This window comes from Paenibacillus sp. PsM32 (assembly GCF_030433815.1).
Classification (GTDB): domain Bacteria; phylum Bacillota; class Bacilli; order Paenibacillales; family Paenibacillaceae; genus Saccharibacillus; species Saccharibacillus kyungheensis.
Genome location: NZ_JARUWY010000009.1, coordinates 113,183 through 138,376, shown reverse-complemented (window position 1 = coordinate 138,376; position 25,194 = coordinate 113,183). Strand labels below are relative to the sequence as shown.

Annotated in this window: 23 protein-coding genes; 15 read left to right on the top strand and 8 right to left on the bottom strand. The window is 39.6% G+C overall.

Annotation, left to right across the window (positions count from 1 at the left end):
• Window positions 1–81: 81 nt before the first annotated feature.
• Both QCD85_RS17140 and QCD85_RS17135 read right to left on the bottom strand, forming a co-directional pair.
• Window positions 82–1,380 (bottom strand): aminotransferase class I/II-fold pyridoxal phosphate-dependent enzyme, encoded by a 1,299-nt coding sequence (locus tag QCD85_RS17140; protein ID WP_301263329.1) that lies wholly within the window; start codon window positions 1,378–1,380, stop codon window positions 82–84.
• Between the two features lie 193 nt (window positions 1,381–1,573).
• Window positions 1,574–2,191: a pyridoxamine 5'-phosphate oxidase family protein gene (locus QCD85_RS17135; protein WP_274171964.1), complete on the bottom strand. Its 618-nt coding sequence runs from the start codon at window positions 2,189–2,191 to the stop codon at window positions 1,574–1,576.
• 114 nt (window positions 2,192–2,305) lie between these two features.
• Here QCD85_RS17135 and pdxR point away from each other — a divergent pair, with 114 nt between their 5' ends.
• On the top strand, window positions 2,306–3,874 hold the full coding sequence (gene pdxR / locus QCD85_RS17130) for a MocR-like pyridoxine biosynthesis transcription factor PdxR (protein ID WP_301263328.1): 1,569 nt from the start codon (window positions 2,306–2,308) through the stop codon (window positions 3,872–3,874).
• Between the two features lie 99 nt (window positions 3,875–3,973).
• Window positions 3,974–4,759 carry a helix-turn-helix domain-containing protein gene (locus QCD85_RS17125; RefSeq protein ID WP_273613454.1) on the top strand — a complete coding sequence of 262 codons (786 nt, stop codon included), beginning with the start codon at window positions 3,974–3,976 and terminating at the stop codon, window positions 4,757–4,759.
• 480 nt (window positions 4,760–5,239) lie between these two features.
• Here QCD85_RS17125 and asd read toward each other — a convergent pair whose 3' ends face one another.
• The gene (gene asd, locus QCD85_RS17120; protein ID WP_273613453.1) at window positions 5,240–6,076 is read right to left on the bottom strand and encodes an archaetidylserine decarboxylase; all 837 of its coding nucleotides are present in this window, start codon (window positions 6,074–6,076) and stop codon (window positions 5,240–5,242) included.
• 333 nt (window positions 6,077–6,409) lie between these two features.
• Between asd and QCD85_RS17115 the strand changes: the two genes are divergently transcribed.
• Together QCD85_RS17115 and QCD85_RS17110 are read left to right on the top strand one after the other, a co-directional pair.
• Window positions 6,410–7,009 (top strand): histidine phosphatase family protein, encoded by a 600-nt coding sequence (locus QCD85_RS17115; RefSeq protein ID WP_273613452.1) that lies wholly within the window; start codon window positions 6,410–6,412, stop codon window positions 7,007–7,009.
• A 40-nt stretch (window positions 7,010–7,049) separates the two neighbouring features.
• Complete coding sequence (locus tag QCD85_RS17110) at window positions 7,050–7,667, top strand: NUDIX hydrolase (protein ID WP_301263327.1); 618 nt, start codon at window positions 7,050–7,052, stop codon at window positions 7,665–7,667.
• 88 nt (window positions 7,668–7,755) lie between these two features.
• On the opposite strand, the gene QCD85_RS17105 is transcribed toward QCD85_RS17110, so the two are convergent.
• From QCD85_RS17105 to QCD85_RS17095, 3 genes are all read right to left on the bottom strand, one after another.
• A complete protein-coding gene (locus tag QCD85_RS17105; protein ID WP_273613450.1) occupies window positions 7,756–8,700 on the bottom strand; it encodes an AEC family transporter in 945 nt (314 codons plus the stop codon).
• A 278-nt stretch (window positions 8,701–8,978) separates the two neighbouring features.
• Window positions 8,979–9,950, bottom strand: coding sequence for a nuclear transport factor 2 family protein (locus QCD85_RS17100; RefSeq protein WP_301263326.1), 972 nt, complete (start codon window positions 9,948–9,950; stop codon window positions 8,979–8,981).
• A 176-nt stretch (window positions 9,951–10,126) separates the two neighbouring features.
• On the bottom strand, window positions 10,127–11,335 hold the full coding sequence (locus QCD85_RS17095; RefSeq protein ID WP_301263325.1) for a cytochrome P450: 1,209 nt from the start codon (window positions 11,333–11,335) through the stop codon (window positions 10,127–10,129).
• 127 nt (window positions 11,336–11,462) lie between these two features.
• On the opposite strand from QCD85_RS17095, the gene QCD85_RS17090 reads away from it, so the two are divergent.
• Window positions 11,463–12,257, top strand: a complete 795-nt coding sequence (locus QCD85_RS17090; RefSeq protein WP_301263324.1) for a GNAT family N-acetyltransferase — start codon at window positions 11,463–11,465, stop codon at window positions 12,255–12,257.
• 51 nt (window positions 12,258–12,308) lie between these two features.
• Here the strand turns inward: QCD85_RS17090 and QCD85_RS17085 are convergent, their stop codons facing one another.
• A complete protein-coding gene (locus tag QCD85_RS17085) occupies window positions 12,309–14,024 on the bottom strand; it encodes a glycoside hydrolase family 13 protein (protein WP_301263323.1) in 1,716 nt (571 codons plus the stop codon).
• A gap of 329 nt (window positions 14,025–14,353) precedes the next feature.
• On the opposite strand from QCD85_RS17085, the gene QCD85_RS17080 reads away from it, so the two are divergent.
• From QCD85_RS17080 to clpB, 7 genes are all read left to right on the top strand, one after another.
• Window positions 14,354–14,797: a GNAT family N-acetyltransferase gene (locus QCD85_RS17080; protein ID WP_273613445.1), complete on the top strand. Its 444-nt coding sequence runs from the start codon at window positions 14,354–14,356 to the stop codon at window positions 14,795–14,797.
• Window positions 14,798–14,876: 79 nt separating this feature from the next.
• Complete coding sequence (locus QCD85_RS17075; protein WP_274171971.1) at window positions 14,877–15,437, top strand: pyridoxamine 5'-phosphate oxidase family protein; 561 nt, start codon at window positions 14,877–14,879, stop codon at window positions 15,435–15,437.
• Between the two features lie 73 nt (window positions 15,438–15,510).
• A complete protein-coding gene (locus QCD85_RS17070; RefSeq protein WP_273613443.1) occupies window positions 15,511–15,735 on the top strand; it encodes a hypothetical protein in 225 nt (74 codons plus the stop codon).
• A 52-nt stretch (window positions 15,736–15,787) separates the two neighbouring features.
• On the top strand, window positions 15,788–16,744 hold the full coding sequence (locus QCD85_RS17065) for an acetylxylan esterase (protein WP_301263322.1): 957 nt from the start codon (window positions 15,788–15,790) through the stop codon (window positions 16,742–16,744).
• A gap of 293 nt (window positions 16,745–17,037) precedes the next feature.
• Window positions 17,038–17,529, top strand: coding sequence for an Hsp20/alpha crystallin family protein (locus QCD85_RS17060; protein ID WP_301263321.1), 492 nt, complete (start codon window positions 17,038–17,040; stop codon window positions 17,527–17,529).
• 173 nt (window positions 17,530–17,702) lie between these two features.
• Window positions 17,703–18,617 (top strand): DnaJ C-terminal domain-containing protein, encoded by a 915-nt coding sequence (locus tag QCD85_RS17055; RefSeq protein WP_273613440.1) that lies wholly within the window; start codon window positions 17,703–17,705, stop codon window positions 18,615–18,617.
• 13 nt (window positions 18,618–18,630) lie between these two features.
• A complete protein-coding gene (gene clpB / locus QCD85_RS17050; RefSeq protein ID WP_301263320.1) occupies window positions 18,631–21,294 on the top strand; it encodes an ATP-dependent chaperone ClpB in 2,664 nt (887 codons plus the stop codon).
• A 115-nt stretch (window positions 21,295–21,409) separates the two neighbouring features.
• On the opposite strand, the gene QCD85_RS17045 is transcribed toward clpB, so the two are convergent.
• A complete protein-coding gene (locus tag QCD85_RS17045; protein ID WP_274171975.1) occupies window positions 21,410–22,300 on the bottom strand; it encodes a LysR family transcriptional regulator in 891 nt (296 codons plus the stop codon).
• Between the two features lie 118 nt (window positions 22,301–22,418).
• Between QCD85_RS17045 and QCD85_RS17040 the strand changes: the two genes are divergently transcribed.
• The 3 genes from QCD85_RS17040 to cpaB all read left to right on the top strand — a co-directional run bounded on the left by QCD85_RS17040 (window position 22,419) and on the right by cpaB (window position 25,160).
• Window positions 22,419–23,333: a DMT family transporter gene (locus tag QCD85_RS17040; RefSeq protein ID WP_301263319.1), complete on the top strand. Its 915-nt coding sequence runs from the start codon at window positions 22,419–22,421 to the stop codon at window positions 23,331–23,333.
• 482 nt (window positions 23,334–23,815) lie between these two features.
• Window positions 23,816–24,283: a prepilin peptidase gene (locus QCD85_RS17035; RefSeq protein ID WP_301263318.1), complete on the top strand. Its 468-nt coding sequence runs from the start codon at window positions 23,816–23,818 to the stop codon at window positions 24,281–24,283.
• On the top strand, window positions 24,276–25,160 hold the full coding sequence (gene cpaB / locus QCD85_RS17030; RefSeq protein ID WP_301263317.1) for a Flp pilus assembly protein CpaB: 885 nt from the start codon (window positions 24,276–24,278) through the stop codon (window positions 25,158–25,160). Before QCD85_RS17035 ends, cpaB begins: the two co-directional genes overlap by 8 nt.
• Window positions 25,161–25,194: the final 34 nt, after the last annotated feature.

The following is a 25,194-nucleotide window of genomic DNA, read 5'->3' as shown; positions in this document are numbered from 1 at the left end:
GCTTCTGTATCGCTATAAAGAGAATAGTTCTCTCAATAGTGGACAGAAGCTTTTTTAATTATAACAGTTCGTTTAAATAAATTAGCCTTTTTGCACATCTTGAACCGCTTGGTAGATCAAGTTGAATAGATCTTCCAAATATTCTTCAGCGATACAAGAGAAAGCAACGCGAAGATCATGGGCGCCAAGAGCGATTGTGCCGACTTCGTATTCACGTAGTAAGCGTAGACGAACATCTTCCGCAGATACGTCTTTTAATTTGAGGCACATAAAATATCCCGAGTTGAATGGATAGTATTCCCATGCATCTTGATATTTATCAGTGTCGAGCAATTCTTTAACTTTGTTTGCTCTGCCTTTCATGATTTGGAACTTTTCTTCTTTTTGCGCTTCGAAATTAGAATCTTGTAACGCTTTTAAAATAAATGTCTGTGATGGGTGTGGCCCGCTGGAAATGGTTGCACGAATAATACCCAGTGTTTTTTGTTCTAAAGCTACAATAGATTCTGTATCTTGCGCGCCATATGTGATAAAGCCGACACGGAATCCCCATACATATTCTTCTTTGGTTGCACCATCGACTTTGATCGGTAGAATACGCGGGTTCAAGTCAAGCAATGAGCCGAACAATGATTCATGCAACGAATCTTCGAAAAATAATCCGAAGTAAGCATCATCAGTAACTACAACTACATTGATTCCTGCTTCCGCCGCTTCGTTGATTGCAGCTACGATTTTTTTGCCATCGGCTACACTTGGAGTATAACCTGTCGGGTTGTTAGGGAAATTGAGAACAACGATCGCTTTACCTTTTTCTTTTTGCGCTAAAAGAGCATCTCTTAATCCATCGCTGTTAAATGTCATTTCTGCTGTAAATAATGGATAAGTGATAATTTCTGCTCCGCGACGAACCGCAAAAGTAAGCTCATAGTTTTCCCAGTTTTTATCTGGATATATAACAGCATCGCCTACGTCTGCGAACAGATCCGCTACAATACTTAGACCATGTGTCAATGCATTGGTAACGATAGGGTTACTGAATTTTTTATCTTGTAATGAAGGATTGTCTTTGATCATTTTCTCACGCCATACACTGCGAAGTTCTGGTTTACCCGCAGGTGGAGCATAAGGATACAAATCTTTAGGAGCAAAAGCAGACAACGAATCTTGTAGCACCTTCAAATGCATCGGTCCACCATTTTCAGTTGCAATTCCGATCGTTGCATTATATTTTTTAGCCTGGCTTGATGCTTCTGCCGATTGACTTAATATACCTTCTTTTGGGAAATAAATCTCTTTGCCAAGAGTCGATAACATCTCATAAATATGAGGACTATCTGTTTTCAGTTTCTCGTTCAATTGTCCAGCCAGTGGGTTCATCGTTTTCATCCTTCCAGGTCTGTTAAATAATGAATCAGCCGCACCTGATGATAATGGAACAGTAGAAGTTCGCCTGATTTCTGCTGCCCTAGTATATCATTTTTCGCGTTGAAGTGTCACCGTTCAGGAAGTGAAATTTGATGTGTAAGTTGTGACTATGATGTGAATCTTATAACATATAGCCCAATAGCCCTTAACTTTGATGATGTGGACAGTATTTTTTCATCATTTCGATTGTAGTGAGATCATCGTCAAGACCACGTTCTTGGAGACCATCAATAATATGTTGACGCTGATCGCCTTTGACATTTTGACCGAATTTGAACTTGGCTGTCCATTCCTGCGGGACAATTTTGATCAAAGCGACTCCTTTTAATTGCGGAATATAACGTGGATCATTCGCATCAATCGTATCATAACCACCTTCAGGTTGAAGCTTGTGCATAAATATCGAAAAAGCATCTGCTTTCTCTTCCAGATCAGTAATCAACTCTGCATGACCACGTACCGTTACACTTTTAAAAAAGGCTGTCGCCGGGCAAGCCAATTCAGCATCGGTAAAGTAAGAAGGAATCAGCGCATACTCTTTGGCGACCGAAAATGTAACACGAGTATCCTGTTTGAGCAATTTCATTTTCTCTCCTGCACGACTACCATGAATATAAAAAACACCGTTACCATAAGCAAAGTTGAGTGGAATCACCCTCGGAAATCCATCTTCATGACTCATCCCTAGAAATCCAAAACTCATTTCTTGTAAAAATGTTTCCAGTTCTTGTTCTTCTTCGATCGTAAATTCTTTGCGTCTCATATGTATCTCTCCTTTTGTGTATTGACCATCTATGCATTTCAGCATATGCTACAATTGGATTAGTCAAAAGAGCCAATTTGCATGAAAACAAGTAGTCCAATAAAGGAGAATACGATGGATATTACGATTGCGTATCAGCGTGCTATTCAGAAGTATCAACATAAATATGTAGCGTTATACCATGCACTGCGAGAAGGTATTCTAAATGGATCGCTAGCCAGTGGAACACGTCTACCTTCTACGCGTGATCTAGCTATGATGTATGGATTATCACGTGGAAGTGTGTCGGAAGCGTATGACATGCTACTGGCTGAAGGGTATATTCAATCTGCTGTAGGTAAAGGAACTTTCGTGATCGAACAATCTCCTTTATCGAATACAGATAACGATATTCCGATCCAAACAGATCATATATCGAATACGACAGCACCTTTGCCTCCTTTGTCGCTATGGGGACAACGGATTGTGCAGATTGAACAGGAAATTATAGAGACTCGCACATATACACCAGATTCTACTTATGATGAACATCATCTAGTGAAGTCTCTACATCAACAAATGAACTCTACAGATGCACCACCTGACATCATTTCTTTTCAATCTGGCGAAATTATATTAGAAGGCAGTTCGCAGATTTCGTGGAAAAGTGCATTGTCTGCCGCAGGTAAAGATGTGCAAAAGTCAGCACTCGATACCAATAGAGCGACAGTTCAAGGTGATCTCTGGTTGCGTGAAGCAATCTGTCATCATGTAGGGCGAACACGAGGAATTACAGCTACTCCAGAACAAGTGGTATTGTGTAGCGGTTCTATGGAAGTGATTGCTTTACTGTGTCAATTGCTAATCAATGAACAAGATACCGTCATTTTGGAAAATCCCTGTTACTCCGGTATACGGCGTGCGATTACGGCATGTGGAGGGAAGATCGAACCAGCTCCGCTAGATCAGCATGGCATTATTCCAGAAGATTGGAATGCTCAATTGTTAGTTGTTACACCGGGTCGTCAATTTCCGACTGGATCGATATTACCACTGGCTCGTCGTCAACATATTTTACAATGGGCAAGATCTCGTGGAGCATGGATTATTGAAGATGATTATGATAGTGAATTTCGTTGGTCGGGTCGTCCAATCGAACCGCTCAAAGCTTTAGATGATACGAATTGTGTGATCTATGTCGGCTCCTTTTCTAGAAGTATGTTCAGCAGTCTGCGTCTTGGTTATGCGATCTTGCCCACCGTACTGGCGCAAGCACTTACCGCTGCCAAGCGTATCTATGATCCATTGCCACCTGCTAGATTAGAGCAAAGAGCGTTAGCACGATTTATGATTCGTGGTGATTATGTACGACATTTACGCCGTATGAATCGGTTATATCGCTCACGTTATGATGTTTTTCAACAAGCGATTCATGAGTACAATCTGGATGAACTATTTCACTGGCAACAAACGGATTGCGGATTGCATGCTTATGCCACCTGGAAACACCAACCTGCTATGTATAGTCAGTGGATGCAATCTGCTTATCGTCATGGTGTAGTCTGGCGTGATGCTGCTACGTATCAGATTGTGCCTACTGTACCGTCGGCTTGTTTTATTTTCGCGTATCTGCCTGAATCTCATATTATTGAAGGTGTTCGCCGTCTGCGAGAATCATGGGATCGTATGCAATACAATGATTGACGGTTACAGACTTTTTGGTCAATATAAAGAAAAGCTATCTCATCTGTTGTTAGGATTGAATAGAGCTATAGATAAAATAAAATCAAGGAGGGTTGAGTGATGCTGAATTTGTCACCTTCTTCATTTATACTGAAACCAGCTTTTGCTAAAATCTTTTGTGAACCAGAATGGCGTTGGCCCAAACGTGAAAAACCGATGCCCAATTATGATTTATTCTATGTGTGGAGCGGTGAAGGAGAATTAATTCTAAACGGTGAGCCTTATCCGATCAGTCAAGGCAGTTGTTTTTTGTTCTATCCGGGGGATGAGACAACAGCGACACACAATCCGCAAAAACCATTAGTGCTTACTTATATTCATTTTGATATCGCTGAACCGGCACAAATGATTCCTGTACGTTATCGCAAATTAGAAGAGCGAATTGATTTTGAATATATGCTAGTACGGTATGTACGATTATTTCTCGAACAAGCTTTTGCCGCAGAAGAAGAAGCCAAGCTGATTTTGAAGCAGTTGATGATTCATTTATTACGTGAAGATCAGCGTGAACCGGTGGAACGCAAAGTCAGTAATCAGCTAAGCGAAGTTGTGCAGGAAATTGCGAATTATATTCGTCAGCATCCTAGTCTGGCTCATCGGGTAGAAGATTTGGCTTCACGCGCTGGATTATCACCACGCTATTTTTCGATCAAATTTAAAGAGTTAATCGGTGTATCGGTGCAATCGTATATTATCAAAATGCGGATCGAACGAGCAGAACATTTGCTAGTCTATACAGGCATGAATGTAACTGAAGTAGCAGATGCACTGGGATATCGAGATATTTTCTTTTTCAGTCGTCAATTTAAACAATATACAGGTAAAAGCCCGTCTGAGATTAGATAAATAGGATAGAGGGTCAATCATACATTTCTGTAAACTTTGCATTTTACATTATGCTTGATTTAAGATAGGGATACCCGTGATTTCTGATTGTTTCACAATAATTGTCAACGGGTAATACTTGTCATGTTAACGTAATGTAAATGGAAGGAGGTCTACAGAAAATGCGTTTTAGACAGCGGATTCGTAACAGAGGCGGTTCATCTACAGCAGGTAAAAACATTTTTCGTAATCGGCTGCGTCGATTCAAAATGTCCACTACTCTTACTGAATCGTGGTTTTGATCACAAGGTGTGTATACTTAGGTCGTTCTTTTAACTTATACAAGGCTTGTTGAATGTGTATTCAGCAATCTACTATATATAGCATATCTCAACCTTTACCGGTTGATCAGATGATAGAAAGACAGCCCTGCTTGAAAGTATTCTTTCAAATAGGGCTGTCTTTCTATTCTTATCTCTACATCCATGTAGAAGTATATGATTAAGATTGAACCGTTTCTGGAGCAACACGACGATAAGGGCGAGTAGCTTGCAAATCGACCAGTGTACCCAGACGTTCTCCCATTTTAACTTTACTACCAATGTGTAATTGTTCATTGGCTATAAATGTTCCTTGTTGCACCAGTAGAACTACTGTAGAACCAAATTCGAAATAAGCTAGTTCATCACCTTTTTGCCATGATGTACGTTCAGGATCAGCGTATTGAATACTGCTTACATTGAGCGCACCTACTTTGACGACAGCCACTTCGCCACAATCATGAGACATGTAGGTAATTAATCGTTCATTGCGACTGAGTACAGAACGCATAAAGGTCATACCTTTATCATTGACAGGATAAACTTTGCCTGGAATATGTTCAGACTCGGTCTGTCTACCTGTAACAGGTGAATGAATACGATGATAATCAGTAGGGCTTAAATAGAGCACAAACATATATCCATCTTTGTACGTCTCCATACGTGGAGAATAATTAAGTAGTTCTTCCAGTAAGTAGTCTTGACCTTTTACTTGTGGAATGACATTGTTCTGAAGTGGCCCCATTGCTGTAATCACAGCATCGACCGGACTCACAAGCGACATTGGATCAGCATCAATCGGACGCATTCCAGGACGAAGTCGACGTGTGAAAAATTCATTAAGGCTATTATAATCTTGTATGTTTTTTTCTGCTTCTTCCGCTGGAATATGATATGCCTGGATAAATTTCGGGATAAATGTCCGGCTGGCCCGTGATTTAGCGAAGCTTCCTGTAAGCCGTGAAACCCACTTGCGTGAAGATAACTCGGTCATCAGGCGAAACACTGTGTTGGCCATAATAAAGTTGAACCCCTTTCTACATTCGGGAAAACAAATATGATGTAGTGCTTGAATAGACAAGCACGACCATAATTCTATTAAAAAATGCTTTTTACTCGCTAAAATACTGGACGATAACGCTCGTTGGTTCGCTACGTTATATTGCCATATATAACACATGAAATCAATGGTTTGAATCAAATGTGACAGGATCGTATCTAAAATCAGCCTACGAATTGTCACCTAACAGTGATAAAATAGAGAAATCACAATTGATAATCGTACCATTTGATATATACAGAAGGATATGCTAAATCATACAGAAGTAAGTACGTGAATGGAGGAATAATAATGACTACATTTGGATTAATCAGACATGGTAGTACCATTTGGAATAAAGAAGGCAGAGCACAAGGGAGTTCAGATATTCCACTAGATGAAGGTGGTTGGGAGCAAGCGTATCAATTAGGCAAACGAATCCAAACCGAATCATGGGATCGCATTTATGCAAGTGATCTGATTCGTGCACAACAGACAGCGCAAGCGATAGCAGAAGGTGGAGATTTGCAAATTAGTTCTGATCCTCGTCTACGTGAATTGGATGGAGGTCTGATTGAGGGAACGACTCAAGCTGACCGTATCGAACGCTGGGGAGAAGACTGGAAAAATCAAGATCTTGGACTGGAAACGCCTGAGTCTGGAGCAGCACGTGGAGTGAGCTGTCTGGAAGAATTAGTGAGTCTTTATCCAAATGAACGCATTTTGATTGTTAGTCATGGCGTGTTACTTAATCATGTGTTAAATCAGATTTTGGCAGATGAACCGAAATGGCATGGACTGGAAAATATGTCGATGACTGTTGTACACTGTAATGAAGATCATGTGTGGAGTTGTGAATTATACAACTGTACTCAACATTTATTACCGTCTGAAGCAGAAGCTTTGGAATAAAGAGGGTACAGATCGTTTGTAATCAAAGGAGATTAGAATCATGCAATTAAAGTGGCTAGAATGGGCGAAACAGATTCAAGCGATCAGTCAAGCAGGGCTAGAATACTCTAAAGATATGTATGATATTGAACGTTTCCAACAGTTACGCGAACTTAGTGTAGAGATTATGCATCAGTACACCGATGTAGAAGTGGAAAAAGTGCAAGCGCTTTTTGCCAATGAGACAGGGTATGCAACGCCCAAAGTCGATATTCGCGCGGTTGTTTTTCAAAACGATAAAATCTTGATGGTACGTGAAAAGCAAGACGGTGCATGGGCATTACCGGGTGGATGGGGAGATATAGGATTATCGCCCAAGCAGATTGCAGTTAAAGAAACGAAAGAAGAATCTGGCTTCGATGTAGAAGCGGTTCGTCTGCTTGGTGTCGCGGATAAAAATTTCCATAACCATCCACCGTCTCCCTGGCATGTATATAAGTTTTTTATTTTGTGCCGGATAGTTGGCGGAGAAGCAACCGTAGGTGATGAGACATCCGATGTAGGCTTTTTTGCTGCCCATGAATTACCGCCTTTATCGGTCGAACGTAATACCCAAGAGCAAATATTGAAAATGTTTGATAGTAACAGCAGTCCGCATAAAACGGTATTTTGCGATTAATAATAAGTAATTGTATTGGTCATTTTAAAGAAAACCAGAACATGTCTAGTTACGATAACAATCATCGGATCATGATTGTAAGAGATGATTATTGTAACCAGACGATCAATACCGGCATCACTATAAATGAAGCCAGTGTTGTCCAAAGAATACAACGGGAAACAAGCTGGGGAGCCGCATTGAATTGTCCTGCAAGAATAACAGCATTGACTGCGGTTGGCATCGATGTAAGAATCAACAATACACTAAACAATATGCCTTCCACATGCAACAATGTTAACAATACCCATGACAGCAACGGAGCGCCTACGAGACGAATACTCATGCCTGCCCAGAATGCTCTGTTGCTAGATGATATTGTGTGTTCAGCAGGGGTCGTAGAGCTTGTAGTGCCCATCGTAATCATTTGTGTGCCTAGAACAACAAGCGCTACTGGTGAATAAGCCGCCGCTAACATCGCAAATCCAGAATCAAGTGCAGTTGGCAATGAAAGATCAGTTACTCGTAATACAATAGCGATCACCGTCGCATAGATGGCAGGTAGTCGAAAAATAGCCATACCTGCTTGCTTTACCGAAAATTGAGAACGAGCTGCAAAAAACACGCCGACAGTATTTACAATAATCATTTGCCCGATTACATAGACCGAAGCTTTATCTAATCCCAATTGTCCAAAAGCTAGTAATACCAACGGTAACCCATAATTTACACAGTTCGTAAATGTAGAGATAAGCGTCAGACCGGCTTGTTCTTCTTTATTCAATCGTAAAATACGACTCAACCCGACCGCAATCGCCCATAATAACACAAGACTTAATAATGAAAAGCTAATAGTAGTGCCTATATCTTGTAGCGAAATATCAGCATGCAATAAAGTATTAAATACAATCGCTGGTGTTAATACATACAGAGACATCGTAGCAATCGGCTTACTATCGAGATTGCGGAATCGCTTAAGCAGAATACCACCAATCACAGGTAGCGAGATCGGCAAAAAAACTTGATATAACGTATGTAACAGATTCATGATCAAATGGTATTCATCCTTTCCAGTGCGATGTTACCAATTTACGTCTGAATGTACTCTTCGTCAAATATCTATATCCTATTCATTTATAGCCTGTACCTATCAATGATTATTCGTTTATTGGATAGAGCAATCTGATGCAAATATGTGATATATCAGAGCACACAAAAGCCACTTCGTTATGCTGCTAATTACAGCGTCCATGAAGTGGCTTTTGTATGTTCCCAATCATTCTTCGTCAACTAAGCGAAGATTTATTATTTAGAGTGTAGATGAGACCGAACTTAAAACATTGTATTTTTGTTAGCTGATTTCTCAGGAACTGCTTGTATAGTGTCCCAGTGTTCTACAATTTTACCATCAGCTACTCTGAAAATATCGACTACTGCAGAACCACGATCATTTTTATCCATACGACTCCAGCTATGCAGAACGACTATATCACCTTCTGCAATAACACGAATAATTTTGTTGCTGCTATTTTTGTTAGATTGTAAAAATGAAGCGAATTGATTCAAAGGTTCTCTACCTGTAGGCACGGTAGGATTATGTTGAATATAATCTTCTGCAATATATTTATTGATCACAGATACATCGTGTTTGTTAAAAAGATCATCGTAGAATGTTCGCACCATTTTGGCATTTGCTTGAACTTCACTCGGGCTTAGAGGAGTAACTTCGACAGGTGTACCTTTAGCAGGGAACATTGTATTTGTATTTGCTGATTTGGCAGGAACCGGTTGGAAAACATCCCAGTGCTCTACGATTTTGTTGTTTTTGATACGGAAAATATCGACTACAGAGCTTCCACGATCTTTCGCACCTGTGGTCACATGATTATGCACAACCACTAGATCATTTTGAGCGATAATGCGTTTCACTTCAGATTTATAATTTGGATTCTGCTTCAGATAAGATCCAAAAAATTTCACAAAAGCTTGACGACCATCTGCAGCTAAAGGGTTATGTTGCTTATAATTTGAGACGATATACAAGCTAGCTTTGTTCAATTCATGATCATTGAAAATATCTTTGTACATGTTGAGTACCAGCTTTTTGTTTTTAGCCAGTTGCGCTTCTGTAGACTTCGATGTTGTTGTGCTAGTTGGTGTCGCACTCGTAGAAGATATTTTGACAGGAGAAGAGGTGCATGTATTATCTTTTGATCCTGCAAGTGGACTCGCCTGAACACCTGTAACTGCAAGCGCAGATGCTAATGTAAAACTGATTGCCAATGTACTTGTTTTCTTCATCATGAATAACACTCCTTTGTATAAAATGATCTTGTATCCTGTATGGATGGAATGATTGTAACTTACATAGTTACATGTATGCAAGTTTTACTTTGAAACGGTTACATACTTGCAGTAACAACAAAAAAAGCCACTTCATGTCAGGTAGACGATGAAGTGGCTCTTCGTATATAATGCTTCTATTCATTTATATTGCGTGGTGTGAATGTAATCGGGTATTCTTTTACTCCAAAGACGAAAGCGCTTTGAATCGGTTGCAATGTCGTATCAGGAACCAGTTGAATATGTTCCATATGATTTAACAATGTCTGTAATACGACTCTACCTTCTAAGCGAGCAAGAGGAGCGCCGAGACAGAAGTGAATTCCGAATCCGAATCCCATATGTTGATTGGGCTTACGGTTAGGAACAAATGTATCTGCATCTGCAAATTTCTGTTCATCTCGGTTAGCTGAACCGACCCATGAGATGACTTGATCTCCTGCTTGAATCGTCTGCCCGCCTAGCTCAACTGTTTCTTTGGCTACACGTCCAATAGCGACAATTGGTGGATAATAACGCAACGTTTCTTCGACAGCAGTCTGGATCATTTCTGGATGCTCACGTAATTGCTCTTGCAATTGAGGTTGTTCCGCCAGAATCCGAACACCATTCGTTATCAGATTAGTCGTCGTCTCATTACCTGCTGCTAGCAACAGAATACAAAAGCCGACGATTTCTTTATCTGTTAATTTCTGACCATCAATTTCTGCTGCTAACAATAATGAGATCAGGTCATCTTCCGGTTGTACACGACGTTGCTCCATAATAGCAGTGAAGTAATTAGATAATTCTTCATGATTTTTAGCTTTTTCCGCCATTAATTCTTGGAAAGCTTCATCGCTATCATCTCTAGCGCCTTTGACCTGTACATCTGACCATTCTTTAAATTTATCACGATCTGATGTAGGGACACCGATTAATTCAGCAATCACGATAACCGGAAGCGGTGTAGCGAGATCATGAACCATACGGATCTTTCCTTTGGCTAAATGAGAAGAAAGCAGATCATCAGCAATTTCTTGGATACGTGGAGCCAACGCTTCTATCGCACGCGGAGTAAATGCTTGATTCACTAGATCACGTAATTGTTTGTGTTTGGGTGGATCGGTTGTCAACATACTCTCATTGGCACGATTACGCTGAGACGAGAATAATTTTGGGTTTTTAAGCACATATTGAACATCTTCATAACGGAAAACGTCCCAACATTTGCGATTTTCATCATACCGAACAGGGGTCTGTTCACGCATTTCATCATAAACGGTAAAAGGAGATAGCTGACTTTCAATCGCTGCCAGTTCTCGAATAGGAATGTAGTTTGCATACTTCTTGGTAGCTTGATTCATGATATTCCTCCACCTTTATATATTTATTTACATATAAAACTCTTTCTTTATTATAAACGTACTTGTGCCAAGATACAAATTTTGTAATTTTTCATGACTGGTACATACAGTTGAAAGGTGGCTACATATGAATATTTTATGGAAAAAGATCGAACAAAGTTCGCTACAGACATGGCCTGCACTACATAGTCAATTGATTAATGGATGGAATATACGTCTTTCTGACGGCTATAGCAAACGTTCCAATTCTGTCAGCCCGTTAGATTATGTAGAAACGAAAATGACGCTGGAAGAGCAGATCGCTTATTGTGAAGCACAGTATCATCAGGCGCAATTACCGGTTGTTTTTAAAATGACTGACTTTGTAGAGCCGACGCTACTCGATCAACTTCTACATGCACGAAATTATCAGATCCAAGATGAGACAAGCGTACAGTTGAAGTCACTGAATATGATCGATCAAGAATATACTAACTACAAAAGTACTCAACAACAAAGGTTATCGGAAGTAACTTATACCATTGAAGAACAATGGAGCGAAGCGTGGATTAGACAAGCGAGCACACTTGGACAATGGCCTGATAATGTAGGTCAATCTATTGCCAAATTGATGAAGGTGAACCCATCATTACCAAAAGCGTATATCACGCTTTATCAAGCAGGAACACCTGTAGCTTGTGCTATTGGGATTATAGATGGTCATTATATGGGCATTTACGATGTGATCACAGGGGCTGCTTATCGACGTCTTGGTTTTGCTAGAACAATGTTATACCATCTGATGAAATGGGCAAAAGACAAAGGAGCAAGTTATACGTATCTACATGTAGGTGAACATAATGAGGTGGCTATTCAGCTCTATCGTCATCTAGGTTTTGAAGAAATGTATCGCTATTGGTATCGTGTATTGCTAGAGAAATAACAAAGAGCGCCTATGATCGGGCGCTCTTTGTTGTATTTACTATTGAATGATTTAATGAGTCGATTTGGGTAAAACGGATGGAGTATCTTTGTAATATACTCTAGTCTCATACGGACGTAATGGTAAAGAATGAAGTTGATGATGTTCGTGATCATCATAGTTAGATAAGACCAGTTCCCATCCTTCATCACTAATACGTTCAGATAATTCAAATGTCGGTTTATCATCAAAGAAATTCATAATAACCATTAATTCAGTGCCTTCATAACTACGTATAAACGAATACACTTGATGATGCAAAGCACAGAGCAACCGATAATCTCCATAGATTACAACCGGATATTTTTTGCGTAAAGCGATTAGATTTTTATAATAGTAAAAGATCGAGTCAGGGTCATTAAGCGCTTGTTCTACATTGATATCGGTATAGTTTGAATTGACTTGAATCCATGGATTGCCATCTGTAAAGCCAGCATGAGTTGTATTATCCCACTGCATTGGAGTACGAGCATTATCCCGACTACGTCTAGCCAAATTTTTTAGAATCTCTTCTTCGGTTTTGCCTTCTTTTAACGAAATATTGTAGTAATTAATCGTCTCTACATCGCGGTAATCTTCAATATGCTGGAAGCTCGCATTGGTCATTCCAATCTCTTCACCTTGATAGATATATGGAGTTCCTTGTAGTAAATGGATCAGTGTTGCTAACATTTTGGCAGATTGTTTGCGGTATTCGCCTGTATTGCCAAAGCGTGATAGATGTCTTGGTTGATCATGGTTAGAGAAGTAATTTGCATTCCAGCCTTTGCCATGTAGAACGGTCTGCCAGTGACTCATAATCTTTTTGATATCTAACAAGTTCCAGCTTCGCCCTACCCATTTGGAACTTCCTGTACCGACACAATCCAGATGCATATGTTCAAATTGGAACACCATATCCAGTTCATGACGTTCATTTCCCACATATTCGAGTGCTTGTTCAGGGCCAAGACCGGATGTTTCACCCACTGTCATCAGATCACGTGTTGCAAATACTTGCTGATTGAGGTCTTTCAGTAACGTATGGACTTTTTCCAGATTGGAGAAAAATTGAAAAGCTTGTACAACCGGTAAATTTTGTGGATTATCCGCATCCGGTAGACCAACAGCTTTGACAATATGAGCGATCGCATCTAGACGGAATCCATCGACACCTTTATCCATCCACCAGCGAATCATATCGTGTAGTTCATTGACCACTTCTTTGTTTTCCCAGTTCAAGTCAGGTTGTTGACGGGCATAGAGGTGCATATAATATTCTTCTGTTTCTTGATCATATTCCCAGACCGAACCGCTAAAATACGACTCCCAGTTATTCGGATAGCCGCCATTTTTTCCTTTACGCCAGATATAATAATCCCGCTTCGGATTATCCAGTGAAGAACGTGATTCGACAAACCAATCATGCTTATCCGATGTATGATTGAGCACCATATCGAGCACAACTTTGATTCCCCGTTCATGAGCTTCACGCATAAATTCGTCGAAATCTTGCATCGTTCCGAAGTCTTTCATAATCGCTTGAAAATCACTGATATCATAACCGTTATCAAAATTGGGAGATTCATAAATAGGGCACAGCCAGATCGCCCCGATCCCGAGTTCTTGCAGATAATCTAATTTGGAAATAATGCCTTGAAAATCACCGATACCATCACCGTTAGAATCTTTAAAACTTCTTGGATAAATCTGATAGATTGCATTTTCTTTCCACCATTTGCGTATCATCGTTGGTTCCTCCATCTGCAAGCTGAGTATATGTTTATAGTAAATAATGAATAAAGAGTTGCACTTTCTTGTGTAATTGATTTGCAAATAAGAAGATAGAGCACTTTGCAAAATCGCTTGGTGTTTGAGCAGAACATAATAGCTTACTATTCTAAGTACTACGATGTACGCGATATCTCTACTTTACTTTTATCCAATTTAGTCACAGACGAAAACGAAATAAGCGATTATCACTGAATCAATACGATGAAAGTGTATTTATTGTGATCATTTCAATGATCTGCTACACTGCTAACAAATACATAATTTATCTAAAGGAGCTTATGATCATGAACAATCATACCGTTGTTATTCGTGAAGCCCATCAACAAGATATCACACCATTAGTAGGGTTAATGGAACAATTAGGCTACCCGACTACAGAAGAAGTGTTCAAAATAAGAATCGATGCGTTAGAGCAACATGAAGATTATCAAATATTTGTAGCCGAAATAGAAGAGCAAGTGGTCGGTATGGTTGGCTTGATTCGTGAACTGCGCTTTGAACGAGATGGAGTACATGTCCGTATCGGCTCATTAGTTGTCGATGAGCAATATCGTGGCGCAGGGATAGGTCATTCTTTGATGCAAGCAGCCGAAGGCTGGGCAGGTAGTGTAGGCGCTCAAGCGATCGCTTTAAATAGTGGTAATCGATATGAGCGTGAAGGTGCACATGAATTTTATCGCAAATTAGGATTTGCAGGACTTTCTACTGGATTTGTAAAAAAGTTATAAACAAAGAAAATTGCACAAGTAGGATGAAAAGGTGTCTGTATCAGAATAACCATATCTATTTATAGAGAGGATGTTCATGATGGCTAAAGTATTTGATTCTATGTCTCCCGAGCATATCGCATTTATACAAGCACAGAAGATGTTTTTTGTAGGTAGTGCGGCAGCAGAAGGTCATGTCAATATTTCGCCAAAAGGCTACGATTCATTTCGCATTCTATCCCCTAATCAGGTCGCTTATCTTGATCTAACAGGTAGTGGTAATGAGACCAGTGCTCATTTGCAAGAAAGTAATCGGATGACTTATATGTTTATCGCTTTGGAAGGTAAGCCACTGATTTTGCGATTGTATGGAGATGGACAGATTATTTTACCGGATGATCCAGCATGGGAGCAGTATGCGCATGTATTTGATCTTTATCCAGGATACCGGCAGATCATTGTTTCGAATATTCACCGGGTACAGACGTCTTGTGGATATGGTATTCCTTTCTATGAATATGAAGGGGAACGAGATACGCTGATTGATTGGGCAGAGAACAAAGGCGAAGAGAAGTTAGAACAATATCGTAAGCAGAAGAACTCGACAACCATAGACGGTATACTTACACCGATAGGTCAAAAGTTGGCTGATATTCAGTAAGTTGTTGTATTTCATCTATATTATTGATAGCATGCAAATGATGGATTATACACGCAGATAAAGAGGGATGAGCATGAAGTTGGTCAATACGATCAAAAATAATTTTAGATTATCGGATTTTATAACGTGGTATGTGATTATGGCGATTTTGTTAGTTGTGTTAGATGTGAAAAATAATCCCGATGGTGTTACATTTTTGAGTGTATTGATTACACTGGTGATGGCGTTGATTCCAGCTGCTATTTTCAGCTTCTTTTTCCGCTTAATTACGGGTTGGATTGTCAAACTCAACGAATAGCAGGGTAAGTAAATAGAAGTACAGCTTAGATAAGCAAAGGAGTTATTTAGTTATGAAGAATCATGCGATTGCTAGACGAGTGCGTGAATTAGAACAATATGCCCCGATGCATACAGCACAACCTGATTTGGCTGATTTCTGGCAACAGACATTACAACAATTTGCAGATAAGCCGTTAAACGCTCAACAGACGGAGCAAGTAACACCGATGAAATCGATCCAGTCGTATCAAGTGATCTATGAAGGATTTGACGATACGCCGCTTCATGGTATCTATGTACGACCTGCCGATCAAGTGGGACAAGCGATTCCATGTATCGTTATGTTTCATGGATATACGATGAACAAAGGGTATCCTGAAGATTATGCTCACTGGACAGCGATGGGATATGCGGTATTCGCTATTGATATTCGTGGACAGGGCGGAGATACAGGTAATCATTTGAATGCTGATTTTGGGATGAGTAGCGGTTGGTTGACTCAAGGATTGCTGGATAAAGATAACTTTTATTATCGTGCAATCACGATGGATGCGCTCAAAGCGATACAATGGGTAGCCGAGCAATCTGATGTAGATCGCAGTAAAATTGCAGTCTATGGCGGTAGTCAAGGTGGCGGGCTAGCGCTCATCACATCTGCTCTAAGCGATATTCCAGCAATCACTGTCGCTAATATTCCGAATATGAGCCATATGGATTTTGGCATATTAAATTCAGAAAGTTCTCTTCGTGAAGCCGCTCAATTTGTAAGTCGGTATCCTCAACATTTGGATCAAGTGCTAGAGACGTTGAGTTATTTTGACATGATTAATCTAGCAGATCGTATCCATTCACCTATATTGATCTCGTGCGGTCTTAAAGACACTGTCTGTATGCCTGAAACGGTTTATGCAGTATACAATCGGATTCATGCAGAAAAAGAAATGTGTCTGTATCCATTTGATGGACATTTTGTGAGTCCATATCATCAACGCAAAACGATGGAATTTGTTCAAAAACATTTCGGATAAATCATCAAAAAGTTTAAACAAAAGTCTGTTTCTGAGTCGATAAGAAACAGGCTTTTTTTGCTCTGAAAAAGTAAATATATCAAGCGAAGGTCAAAAAAGGTCAAAAATGATAAAAGAGGTTGAAAACAAGAATTTTAATACGAAAAAAGGCTGTAAATTGGTCTAAATAGGCTTATTTTGCCAATAATCTATTTTGCTTACTACAGGTGTTATCACTATAATAAAGACATAAGGTCAAACAAAGTCAAACTTATCAAAAGCAGTTAAAAAATCATTTAAGGAGGAGATTGGATATGTTTGATTTAGTTCCTTTTGGTAAACGTCGTGAGGATGCTTTGAGTCAATGGATGAAGTCGTTTCAAGATATGTTTGAAGATGATTTGCTAACTCCGTTCAAAGGATCGACCTTATCCTTCCGTACGGATATTCGGGAAAATGACAAAGCGTATCTTGTTGAAGCCGAATTGCCGGGTTTGCAAAAAGAAAATATCGACATTGATTATGCCGCTCCTTATTTGACGATCAAAGCTGTGCAACAACAAGAGCAACAAGAAGAAAATGCTGAGCAACGTATGGTGCGCAAAGAGCGTCGTTATGGAGAGTATGTTAGAAGATTTTATGTGCAAGATATTGAAGAAGAGCAGATTCAAGCGACTCTGAAAGATGGAATATTGTTGTTAACTATTCCGAAAAAACAGCGTGCTGAAGGTCGGCGCATTCAGATTGAAGATGGCAGTTCCTCTTCGGCTCGACTTGAAGACGGACAGCAAAAGTCTTCTGAATAAAAGTCGCATCATTCACAGGTTAGCTGTAAAATAATCTTATATCCAGAGGTGCATTGTAGATTAAACAGCTATGATGCACCTTTTTTTGAGTAAAAAGAAGCCATTCCGCTTATTTTCCTGTAAAGTACGTTAATAAATAGAAAGATGAAAGCTACAGGAAAGGGGGAGAACCGATGCTCAAAGATTATTATAAGATTCTAGGCGTTGATCGCCAGGCTTCACCCAAAGAAGTGAAGAAAGCATATCAACAATTGGCTAAAAAGTGGCACCCTGATGTGAATAAAGCTACGGAAGCGGAAAGTAAATTTAAAGAAATCGCTGAAGCCTACGAAACGTTAAGTCATACCAACAAAAAAGAAACGTATGATCAGCAGTTACATTACCAAGAAAATCCTCCTCGTCATACAAGAGCGAACACCGCGTATTCAACGCGTGATCATAAAGCAAGTCGAGCTTACAATTTTGAAAATTTTGATAATGCAGGTTTTCCTGATGAAGATTTATTCGATATGTTTTTTAATAGCCGTACCGCTGGCGCTGGTCGAGGGATGGAGAATATGACTCAAACGTTACGGGCTAATCTGGATATTACACTGGAGCAAGCCTATCGGGGAGATCGAATTTCAGTACGAGTCAGTGGCAAATCGATTCAACTCAAATTGCCTGCCCGCATCAAAAATAATAGCACATTAAAAATTCGTGGAAATGGTAGCAATGGACTTGATCCAAATGAAGAGTTATTAATTAGCTTCCATATTGTTAACCACTCGATGTATACGATTGAAGAAAGTAATCTGATCGCGGTAGGTCAAATTGCACCGTGGCAAGCGGTTTTTGGTGGCGATATGCCTGTCCGTTTACCTGATCAATCTACGGTTCGTCTCAAAATTCCTGCCGGTACACAGACCGGTCAAACGTTACGCCTTTCCGGTAAAGGATTAAGCAAAGACAAGCAACATTATGGAGATGTACTGATTCGTATCGAAATGATTATTCCGGAGATCAACGATATCGATGAAAATGAACGCAGATTGTATCGTCAATTAGCAGAATTTAACCCGTTCCAACCACAAATCAAAACCAAATAAGGAGGAGTTCACAATGGATTATAATAAGCTGACTCAAAAGCTTCAAGAAGCGGTCGCTTCTTCACAATCCATTGCTTCAACGATGGGACATCAAGAAATTGATACTGCTCATCTGTTAAAAGCATTACTAGAACAATCGGAAGGATTATTACCTCGATTGTTGCAAAAAATGAATATTTCATTGTCGGAAGTCACACGCTTAAACAATGAACATTTACGTCGTAAACCGACTATTAGCGGCTCATCTGGAGCCGTACGTCGTTATGCTTCACCTTCATTATTATCTGTATTGGATCAAGCTCAGCAAGAAGCGACTACTATGCAAGATGATTTCGTAGCCGTAGAACATGCTGTACTTGCTATGGTGTCCGGTCATGATCGCGAGAATCAAGAACTGCGCAATATGTTACAACAACAAGGATTAAAGCGTGATCCGTTATTAACTGCTTTAGCCGAGATACGAGGTCATCAACGGGTGACTAGCCGGGAGCCGGAAGCAACCTATGAAGTATTGCAGAAGTACGGTCGTGATCTTGTTGCAGAAGTACGGAGTGGCAAAGTCGATCCTGTGATTGGACGGGATGCTGAGATTCGTAGAGTTATTCGTATTTTATCTCGCAAAACCAAAAACAATCCGGTACTGATTGGTGAACCTGGTGTCGGTAAAACAGCGATTGTTGAAGGGCTGGCACACCGGATCGTACGTAGAGATGTACCGGAAGGGCTTAAAGATAAAACGATTTTCTCACTGGATATGAGTGCACTGGTTGCCGGTGCTAAATATCGTGGTGAATTTGAAGAACGTCTTCAAGCAGTACTGAAAGAAATTCGAGAAAGCGATGGACGGATTATTTTATTTATTGATGAATTGCATACGATTGTAGGAGCAGGCAAAACAGAAGGTTCAATGGATGCAGGGAATATGCTCAAACCGATGTTAGCGCGCGGAGAACTTCATTGTATCGGTGCAACAACACTGGATGAATATCGCAATTATATTGAAAAAGACCCTGCATTGGAGCGCCGTTTCCAACAGGTGCTAGTGCATGAGCCTAATGTAGAAGATACCATTTCTATTTTGCGCGGCTTAAAAGAACGGTTTGAAGTGCATCATGGTGTCAAAATTCATGATAGTGCTATTGTAGCCGCAGGTGTGCTATCTGATCGGTATATTTCAGATCGCTTTTTACCGGACAAAGCAATCGATTTGATTGATGAAGCTTGTGCTATGATTCGTACCGAGATTGACTCTATGCCAAGTGAAATGGATGAAGTCACCCGCCGAATTATGCAGATTGAGATTGAAGAAGCTGCTCTGAAAAAAGAAACTGACGATGCTAGCCAGCGTCGATTAGAACAGTTACAACGTGAACTAGCTGACCTCAAAGAAAAACAATTGGAAATGACAGCACGCTGGGAAAAAGAAAAATCAGCGATTCAAATTGTACGTGATCTCAAAAAAAATCTAGAACAAGCACGCAACGATCTGTTAGAAGCACAGGAAGAATATGATTTGAACAAATCGGCTGAACTCAGTTACGGTATTATTCCAGATCTAGAACGTCAGTTAAAACAAGCGGAAGAAGAAGCGTATCAAGATCAAGACAATCGTCTCTTGCGTGAAGCTGTTACCGAAGAAGAAATATCAGATATCGTATCTCGCTGGACAGGTATTCCGGTAAGTCGTCTGGTTGAAGGGGAACGGGACAAATTATTGCGGTTAGAGGAAAGTCTGCATAAACGTGTAGTCGGTCAAGATGAAGCGGTACAATTGGTTGCGGATGCTGTGATTCGTTCACGTGCAGGTATCAAAGACCCGAATCGTCCAATAGGTTCATTCTTATTCCTCGGACCTACTGGAGTAGGGAAAACAGAACTTGCCAAATCGATTGCTGCTTCTTTATTCGATCGTGAAGATGGCATGATTCGGATCGATATGTCAGAGTATATGGAAAAACACAGCGTTTCTCGATTAGTCGGAGCGCCACCTGGATATGTCGGTTACGAAGAAGGCGGACAATTAACCGAAGCTATACGTCGTCAACCTTATTCTGTATTGCTATTGGATGAAGTCGAGAAAGCACATCCCGATGTGTTCCATATTCTTTTACAATTGCTAGATGAAGGACGATTAACAGATTCGCAAGGCAGAGTCGTTGATTTTAAAAATACAATCGTAATTATGACTTCAAATATAGGCTCTGCTCATCTTGTGAGTGGATTGGGCGCAGATGGAGAATGGAGCGAGACAGTACGTGACAATGTTATGCGTGAATTAAGTAATCATTTCCGCCCTGAATTTCTCAATCGTGTCGATGATATTGTCTTATTCAAACCACTAAGCTTAACAGAGATTGGACAGATTGTTCGCAAATTGGTAGAGCATTTACAAGATCGTCTGAAAAATCGCCAGATTACGTTACAATTGACTGACGAAGCTGTCCAACTGATTGCTGAACAAGGATTTGACCCGGCTTATGGTGCAAGACCGCTCAAACGATTTATTCAGCGCGCATTAGAAACCAAAGTTGCTCGCGCAATGATTGCTGGCGAAGCTTCAGAAGGATCGACAGTTATCGTAAATGTGGTGGATCAAGAATTGCATGTTGTGATTCAATCACCGCCATCAGCAGACCGCCCGGCAGAAGAATCTCCTGAGACTATTTCGATTGGCTGATCGTAAATTGCTGTACAAGTTGTAAAAGATACGCTATTTTGACGAACTAAATCTAGAATATATTACAAAAAGTCTGCATGCTCGTAATGAGCGGATGCAGACTTTTTGCGTTTGATTAGGAAGAGGTCAGTACAGGAGACTCTAAAAATAATTCTTGCGCTGTTTTGATCAGTAGTTGTACCGCAAGTGATGCTTGAGATACAGAAGGAATAGCGATTCCGATCTGACTTGTGATGCGCGGGGTGACTTCTCGTACATCCAGATGATGAGGATGCATCGATAAGGCTAGATTAGAAACGATACCAATTCCAAGCCCCTGACGAACCATATTGATCAATGCACTTACATTATGGGTCGTAAAAGTGATTTTGAGATGGCTTTTTTCTTGATCAAAAGCTTCAATAATCGCAGTCTCATGACCACCTTTGCACAAAATCATATCTTCTCCATGAAGATGCTGAACAGTAATATGAGCTTGCTGTTGCAATGGATGGTTATCCGGTAACAGAAGTACCATATCATTTTCACATAATGGAATAACATCCAAGTCGGGTGCTGGCAACAGAACGATACCTACTTCAATCTTGCGAGTATAGACCCATTCTTTGACATCATTAGCAGAGCCTTCGTGTAGATCGAAGATCAGATTAGGATAGTTTTGTTTGATTTTTTGAATAATAGGTGGCAAAAAATAAGCAGATGCTGAAGGAAAAGCACCTACACAGATCGTGCCTACATCTAACCCTTTCACAGCAGCTACCTGTTGTTGTACTTTTTCCATACTGTGTAAAATGGTACGAAATTGCACTAATACTTGCTCACCGATTTCAGTCAGTAATACTCCTTTTTTGCGATCCCGTAACAGTAACAAAGTGTCTAATTCATTCTCAATACTGGCAATCGCATGGCTAACAGCAGGTTGGGTCATATGCAACTCATGTGCAGCTTGAGTAAAACTTAATGTCTCGGCAACCCGCACAAATGTCATAATCTGAGTGATGGTCATAACAATATCATTATCTCCTTTATGCAAAATATTCATTTTCTTTATGAGTGATAAAAGTATAACCTAAAGAAGCACAAATTTAAAACAGTGTACTGTAATAGATGAAAGGATGAACAACATGAAGACTTTATCACCCAAAATGACATTATGGCTGGTTATTTTTCTTGTAACGATCTGGGGCATTAACTGGCCTTTAACCAAATTAGTATTACCTGATGTACCGCCACTTTTATTTTCAGGTCTGCGAACATTAATTGGTGGACTTATTTTGTTAGGATTTGCTATGAAGCATGTCGAACGATTGCAATGGAAGCGAAATCGAAAGATATACGCTATACTCGCCGTTTTAAATATTATCGGTTACTATGGATTGCAAACGATTGGAATCGGTTATTTGCCAGCAGGGTTATTCTCAACGATTGTATTTTTACAACCTATTTTGTTAGGGCTGTTCTCATGGTTATGGTTAGGCGAAAAGATGAACACTTTAAAAGTGATTGGATTAATACTAGGTTTTGTAGGTGTGGCTGTGATTAGTTCAGGGGGGCTTGAAGGCAATTTATCGTTAACCGGTATCGGATTCGCGCTAGCCTCTTCCTTATGCTGGGCGCTAGGTACAATATATATGAAGAAAAATAATCAACAATTGGATTCGTTATGGACAGTTACGATGCAGTTATTGATCGGTGGCGTAGTATTAATGATTGCTGGATCGTCTACCGAAAGTTGGAGTGATATTCAGTGGACTCCTTCATTTATCGAAGTATTATTGTTTATCTCGTTGTTTGTTATCGCAGGGGGATGGATGGTTTATTTCAAATTAATCGACAGTGGAGAAGTCAGCACCGTAGGAACGTATACGTTTATGATTCCGGTGTTATCTAATATTTTTAGTATCTGGATTCTTCACGAGTCGATCACATTATCATTATTGATTGGTCTAGTTATGATTGCTTGTAGTATCGCTCTCGTCAATTGGAAAAAAGCGATAAAAGCTCCATTGGTTGTCCCTGTTCCTTTAAATAAAAAGTAACTTCGGTTACAGCTAAATAAATACATCATCATTATTAAAAGACTATTTCGATTCTAGAAATAGTCTTTTTTTGCTTTCAAATAATCATAAAAGTGAACGTGGAACCATCTATTCTAAGTTATATTGCGAAATTTTGAACAAAATCTAGGTCAAGCTGACTATGAAGTAAGTACCTTTCTAAGCTGACCAATAGACCTTATTTATATTACATATAATGGTAACCATGTCGAACGTTAATGAGGTTTGTACTATTTTTCATATGAAAATACCTAATTTTGGTTATTCATATTAGAAAAAACTACAATGCTAAATAGTAAGTTGCTATTTTTTCCTTTTATTAGGAAAGCAGCTCTATTTACCTCTGCTTCAAATTCGGACAAAATAAAAACATGTTTTTCAAAACTTATTAATGAGTCATATTTACAGTTTGATCTTTACAGCATGATTTTTACAAATTGATTAAAACAAATAGGAGACAACAAATGATAGGACTTATTTATATTCCATTTCTTGTTCTATTACTGGTCTGTATTATCACAGATTGTCGTAAGCGAATTATTCCAGATGTGATTACTTTTCCAGGTACTCTATATTTTTTACTTATTCATCTTGTTGTCAACGATATAACGATCTGGCAAAGCCTTTTTGGTGTAATAGGCTTGGGCGGAATAGCACTTTTACTTGCGGTCGTAAGCAAAGGGAAATTAGGTGGAGGTGATATCAAACTTTTTGCGATGGTTGGAGCTTGCTTAGGTTGGTCTGGTGGGATATGGGCATTCCTTTTTACATTCCCATTGGCAGCTCTGGCGGCGATTCCTTTACTGCTTTTACGCAAAGTAGCACCACAAACATTTCGTATTCCTAATGAATTACCTTTAGCACCATTTATAGCTGTAAGTTGTTTTTTACTAATTGCATTACTACAAAAGGTGGCAGAGACGTATGTTTGAATCTAAAAAGCGTGCATTTGTATTTATGTTGATCGCAATCACTTTAGGCGCTATTGCAGTTATTTTGTTTTCTAGTTATATGAAAGAAACCAAAGCCAGTCTAGGTGAATTTGTAACGGTACAAGTAGCAGCGCAAGATATTCCAGCAGGTAGCGTAATCAAGTCTGAATTGTTAAAGACTCAAGAAATTCCACGTAAATATATGATGGATTCGTTGATTACCTCTTCACAGCAATTGGAAAATAAAATATCGGTTGTTCCTATTACAGAAGGTTCTGTACTAACAACCTCAGTCTTGCGTAACAATACGTTTGTCAAAGGAGATTATCGTCAAGTGATGTTGCGTGCTCCATTGGCTGTTTTTGATGAACAGATTGATGCGTATGACAAAGTGGATATCGTCTATTCTTATGATGCAAAATCGACTAAAGAAAAAGCAGCAAATGGAGATAGTCGGATTACTAAAGTATTACTGAAAGATGTAACCGTAAATAGTGTTCAAAAAACAGGCAATGAAATTACAGCGATTGGTGTATTGGTCAGCCTCAATGATTCCAAGTCTGTGGTATGGGCGCTTAATTATGGTAAAGAAGTACGCTTATTAAAAAGTGGAAGCAGTAAAGATGTAGGTTCAGATAATAGTAATACATCAAGTAACGTATCTTCGACAGCAAGCTCACCTACAGCGAACAAAGAAGATACTCAAGCTTCATCAAAAAATAAGAAAACAGCAGAAAAAGCAGTAGAGCAATCAACATCGACTAAAGAAAAAGCGACCAATAAAGCATCAACCGATCGAATTCAAAAAGATGCTATATCTAAAGAATCGTCTCAAAAATCGAAAGAAACTTCTAATACATCTTCAACAGATAAGTAATCGAAGAACGGTTCAAACTTACTATAATCAGCAA

What these genes read in the sequence shown, in the direction of transcription:
- QCD85_RS17075 (WP_274171971.1), top strand. Translation starts at nt 14,877, where the DNA reads ATGGCTAAAGTATTTGATTCTATGTCTCCCGAGCATATCGCATTTATA.
- QCD85_RS17065 (WP_301263322.1), top strand. Translation starts at nt 15,788, where the DNA reads ATGAAGAATCATGCGATTGCTAGACGAGTGCGTGAATTAGAACAATAT.
- QCD85_RS17055 (WP_273613440.1), top strand. Translation starts at nt 17,703, where the DNA reads ATGCTCAAAGATTATTATAAGATTCTAGGCGTTGATCGCCAGGCTTCA.
- QCD85_RS17045 (WP_274171975.1), bottom strand. Translation starts at nt 22,300, where the DNA reads ATGACCATCACTCAGATTATGACATTTGTGCGGGTTGCCGAGACATTA.
- QCD85_RS17085 (WP_301263323.1), bottom strand. Translation starts at nt 14,024, where the DNA reads ATGATACGCAAATGGTGGAAAGAAAATGCAATCTATCAGATTTATCCA.
- QCD85_RS17110 (WP_301263327.1), top strand. Translation starts at nt 7,050, where the DNA reads ATGCAATTAAAGTGGCTAGAATGGGCGAAACAGATTCAAGCGATCAGT.
- QCD85_RS17125 (WP_273613454.1), top strand. Translation starts at nt 3,974, where the DNA reads ATGCTGAATTTGTCACCTTCTTCATTTATACTGAAACCAGCTTTTGCT.
- QCD85_RS17080 (WP_273613445.1), top strand. Translation starts at nt 14,354, where the DNA reads ATGAACAATCATACCGTTGTTATTCGTGAAGCCCATCAACAAGATATC.
- QCD85_RS17035 (WP_301263318.1), top strand. Translation starts at nt 23,816, where the DNA reads ATGATAGGACTTATTTATATTCCATTTCTTGTTCTATTACTGGTCTGT.
- cpaB (WP_301263317.1), top strand. Translation starts at nt 24,276, where the DNA reads ATGTTTGAATCTAAAAAGCGTGCATTTGTATTTATGTTGATCGCAATC.
- QCD85_RS17070 (WP_273613443.1), top strand. Translation starts at nt 15,511, where the DNA reads ATGAAGTTGGTCAATACGATCAAAAATAATTTTAGATTATCGGATTTT.
- QCD85_RS17100 (WP_301263326.1), bottom strand. Translation starts at nt 9,950, where the DNA reads ATGATGAAGAAAACAAGTACATTGGCAATCAGTTTTACATTAGCATCT.
- clpB (WP_301263320.1), top strand. Translation starts at nt 18,631, where the DNA reads ATGGATTATAATAAGCTGACTCAAAAGCTTCAAGAAGCGGTCGCTTCT.
- QCD85_RS17115 (WP_273613452.1), top strand. Translation starts at nt 6,410, where the DNA reads ATGACTACATTTGGATTAATCAGACATGGTAGTACCATTTGGAATAAA.
- pdxR (WP_301263328.1), top strand. Translation starts at nt 2,306, where the DNA reads ATGGATATTACGATTGCGTATCAGCGTGCTATTCAGAAGTATCAACAT.
- QCD85_RS17135 (WP_274171964.1), bottom strand. Translation starts at nt 2,191, where the DNA reads ATGAGACGCAAAGAATTTACGATCGAAGAAGAACAAGAACTGGAAACA.
- QCD85_RS17060 (WP_301263321.1), top strand. Translation starts at nt 17,038, where the DNA reads ATGTTTGATTTAGTTCCTTTTGGTAAACGTCGTGAGGATGCTTTGAGT.
- QCD85_RS17095 (WP_301263325.1), bottom strand. Translation starts at nt 11,335, where the DNA reads ATGAATCAAGCTACCAAGAAGTATGCAAACTACATTCCTATTCGAGAA.
- asd (WP_273613453.1), bottom strand. Translation starts at nt 6,076, where the DNA reads ATGGCCAACACAGTGTTTCGCCTGATGACCGAGTTATCTTCACGCAAG.
- QCD85_RS17040 (WP_301263319.1), top strand. Translation starts at nt 22,419, where the DNA reads ATGAAGACTTTATCACCCAAAATGACATTATGGCTGGTTATTTTTCTT.
- QCD85_RS17140 (WP_301263329.1), bottom strand. Translation starts at nt 1,380, where the DNA reads ATGAACCCACTGGCTGGACAATTGAACGAGAAACTGAAAACAGATAGT.
- QCD85_RS17090 (WP_301263324.1), top strand. Translation starts at nt 11,463, where the DNA reads ATGAATATTTTATGGAAAAAGATCGAACAAAGTTCGCTACAGACATGG.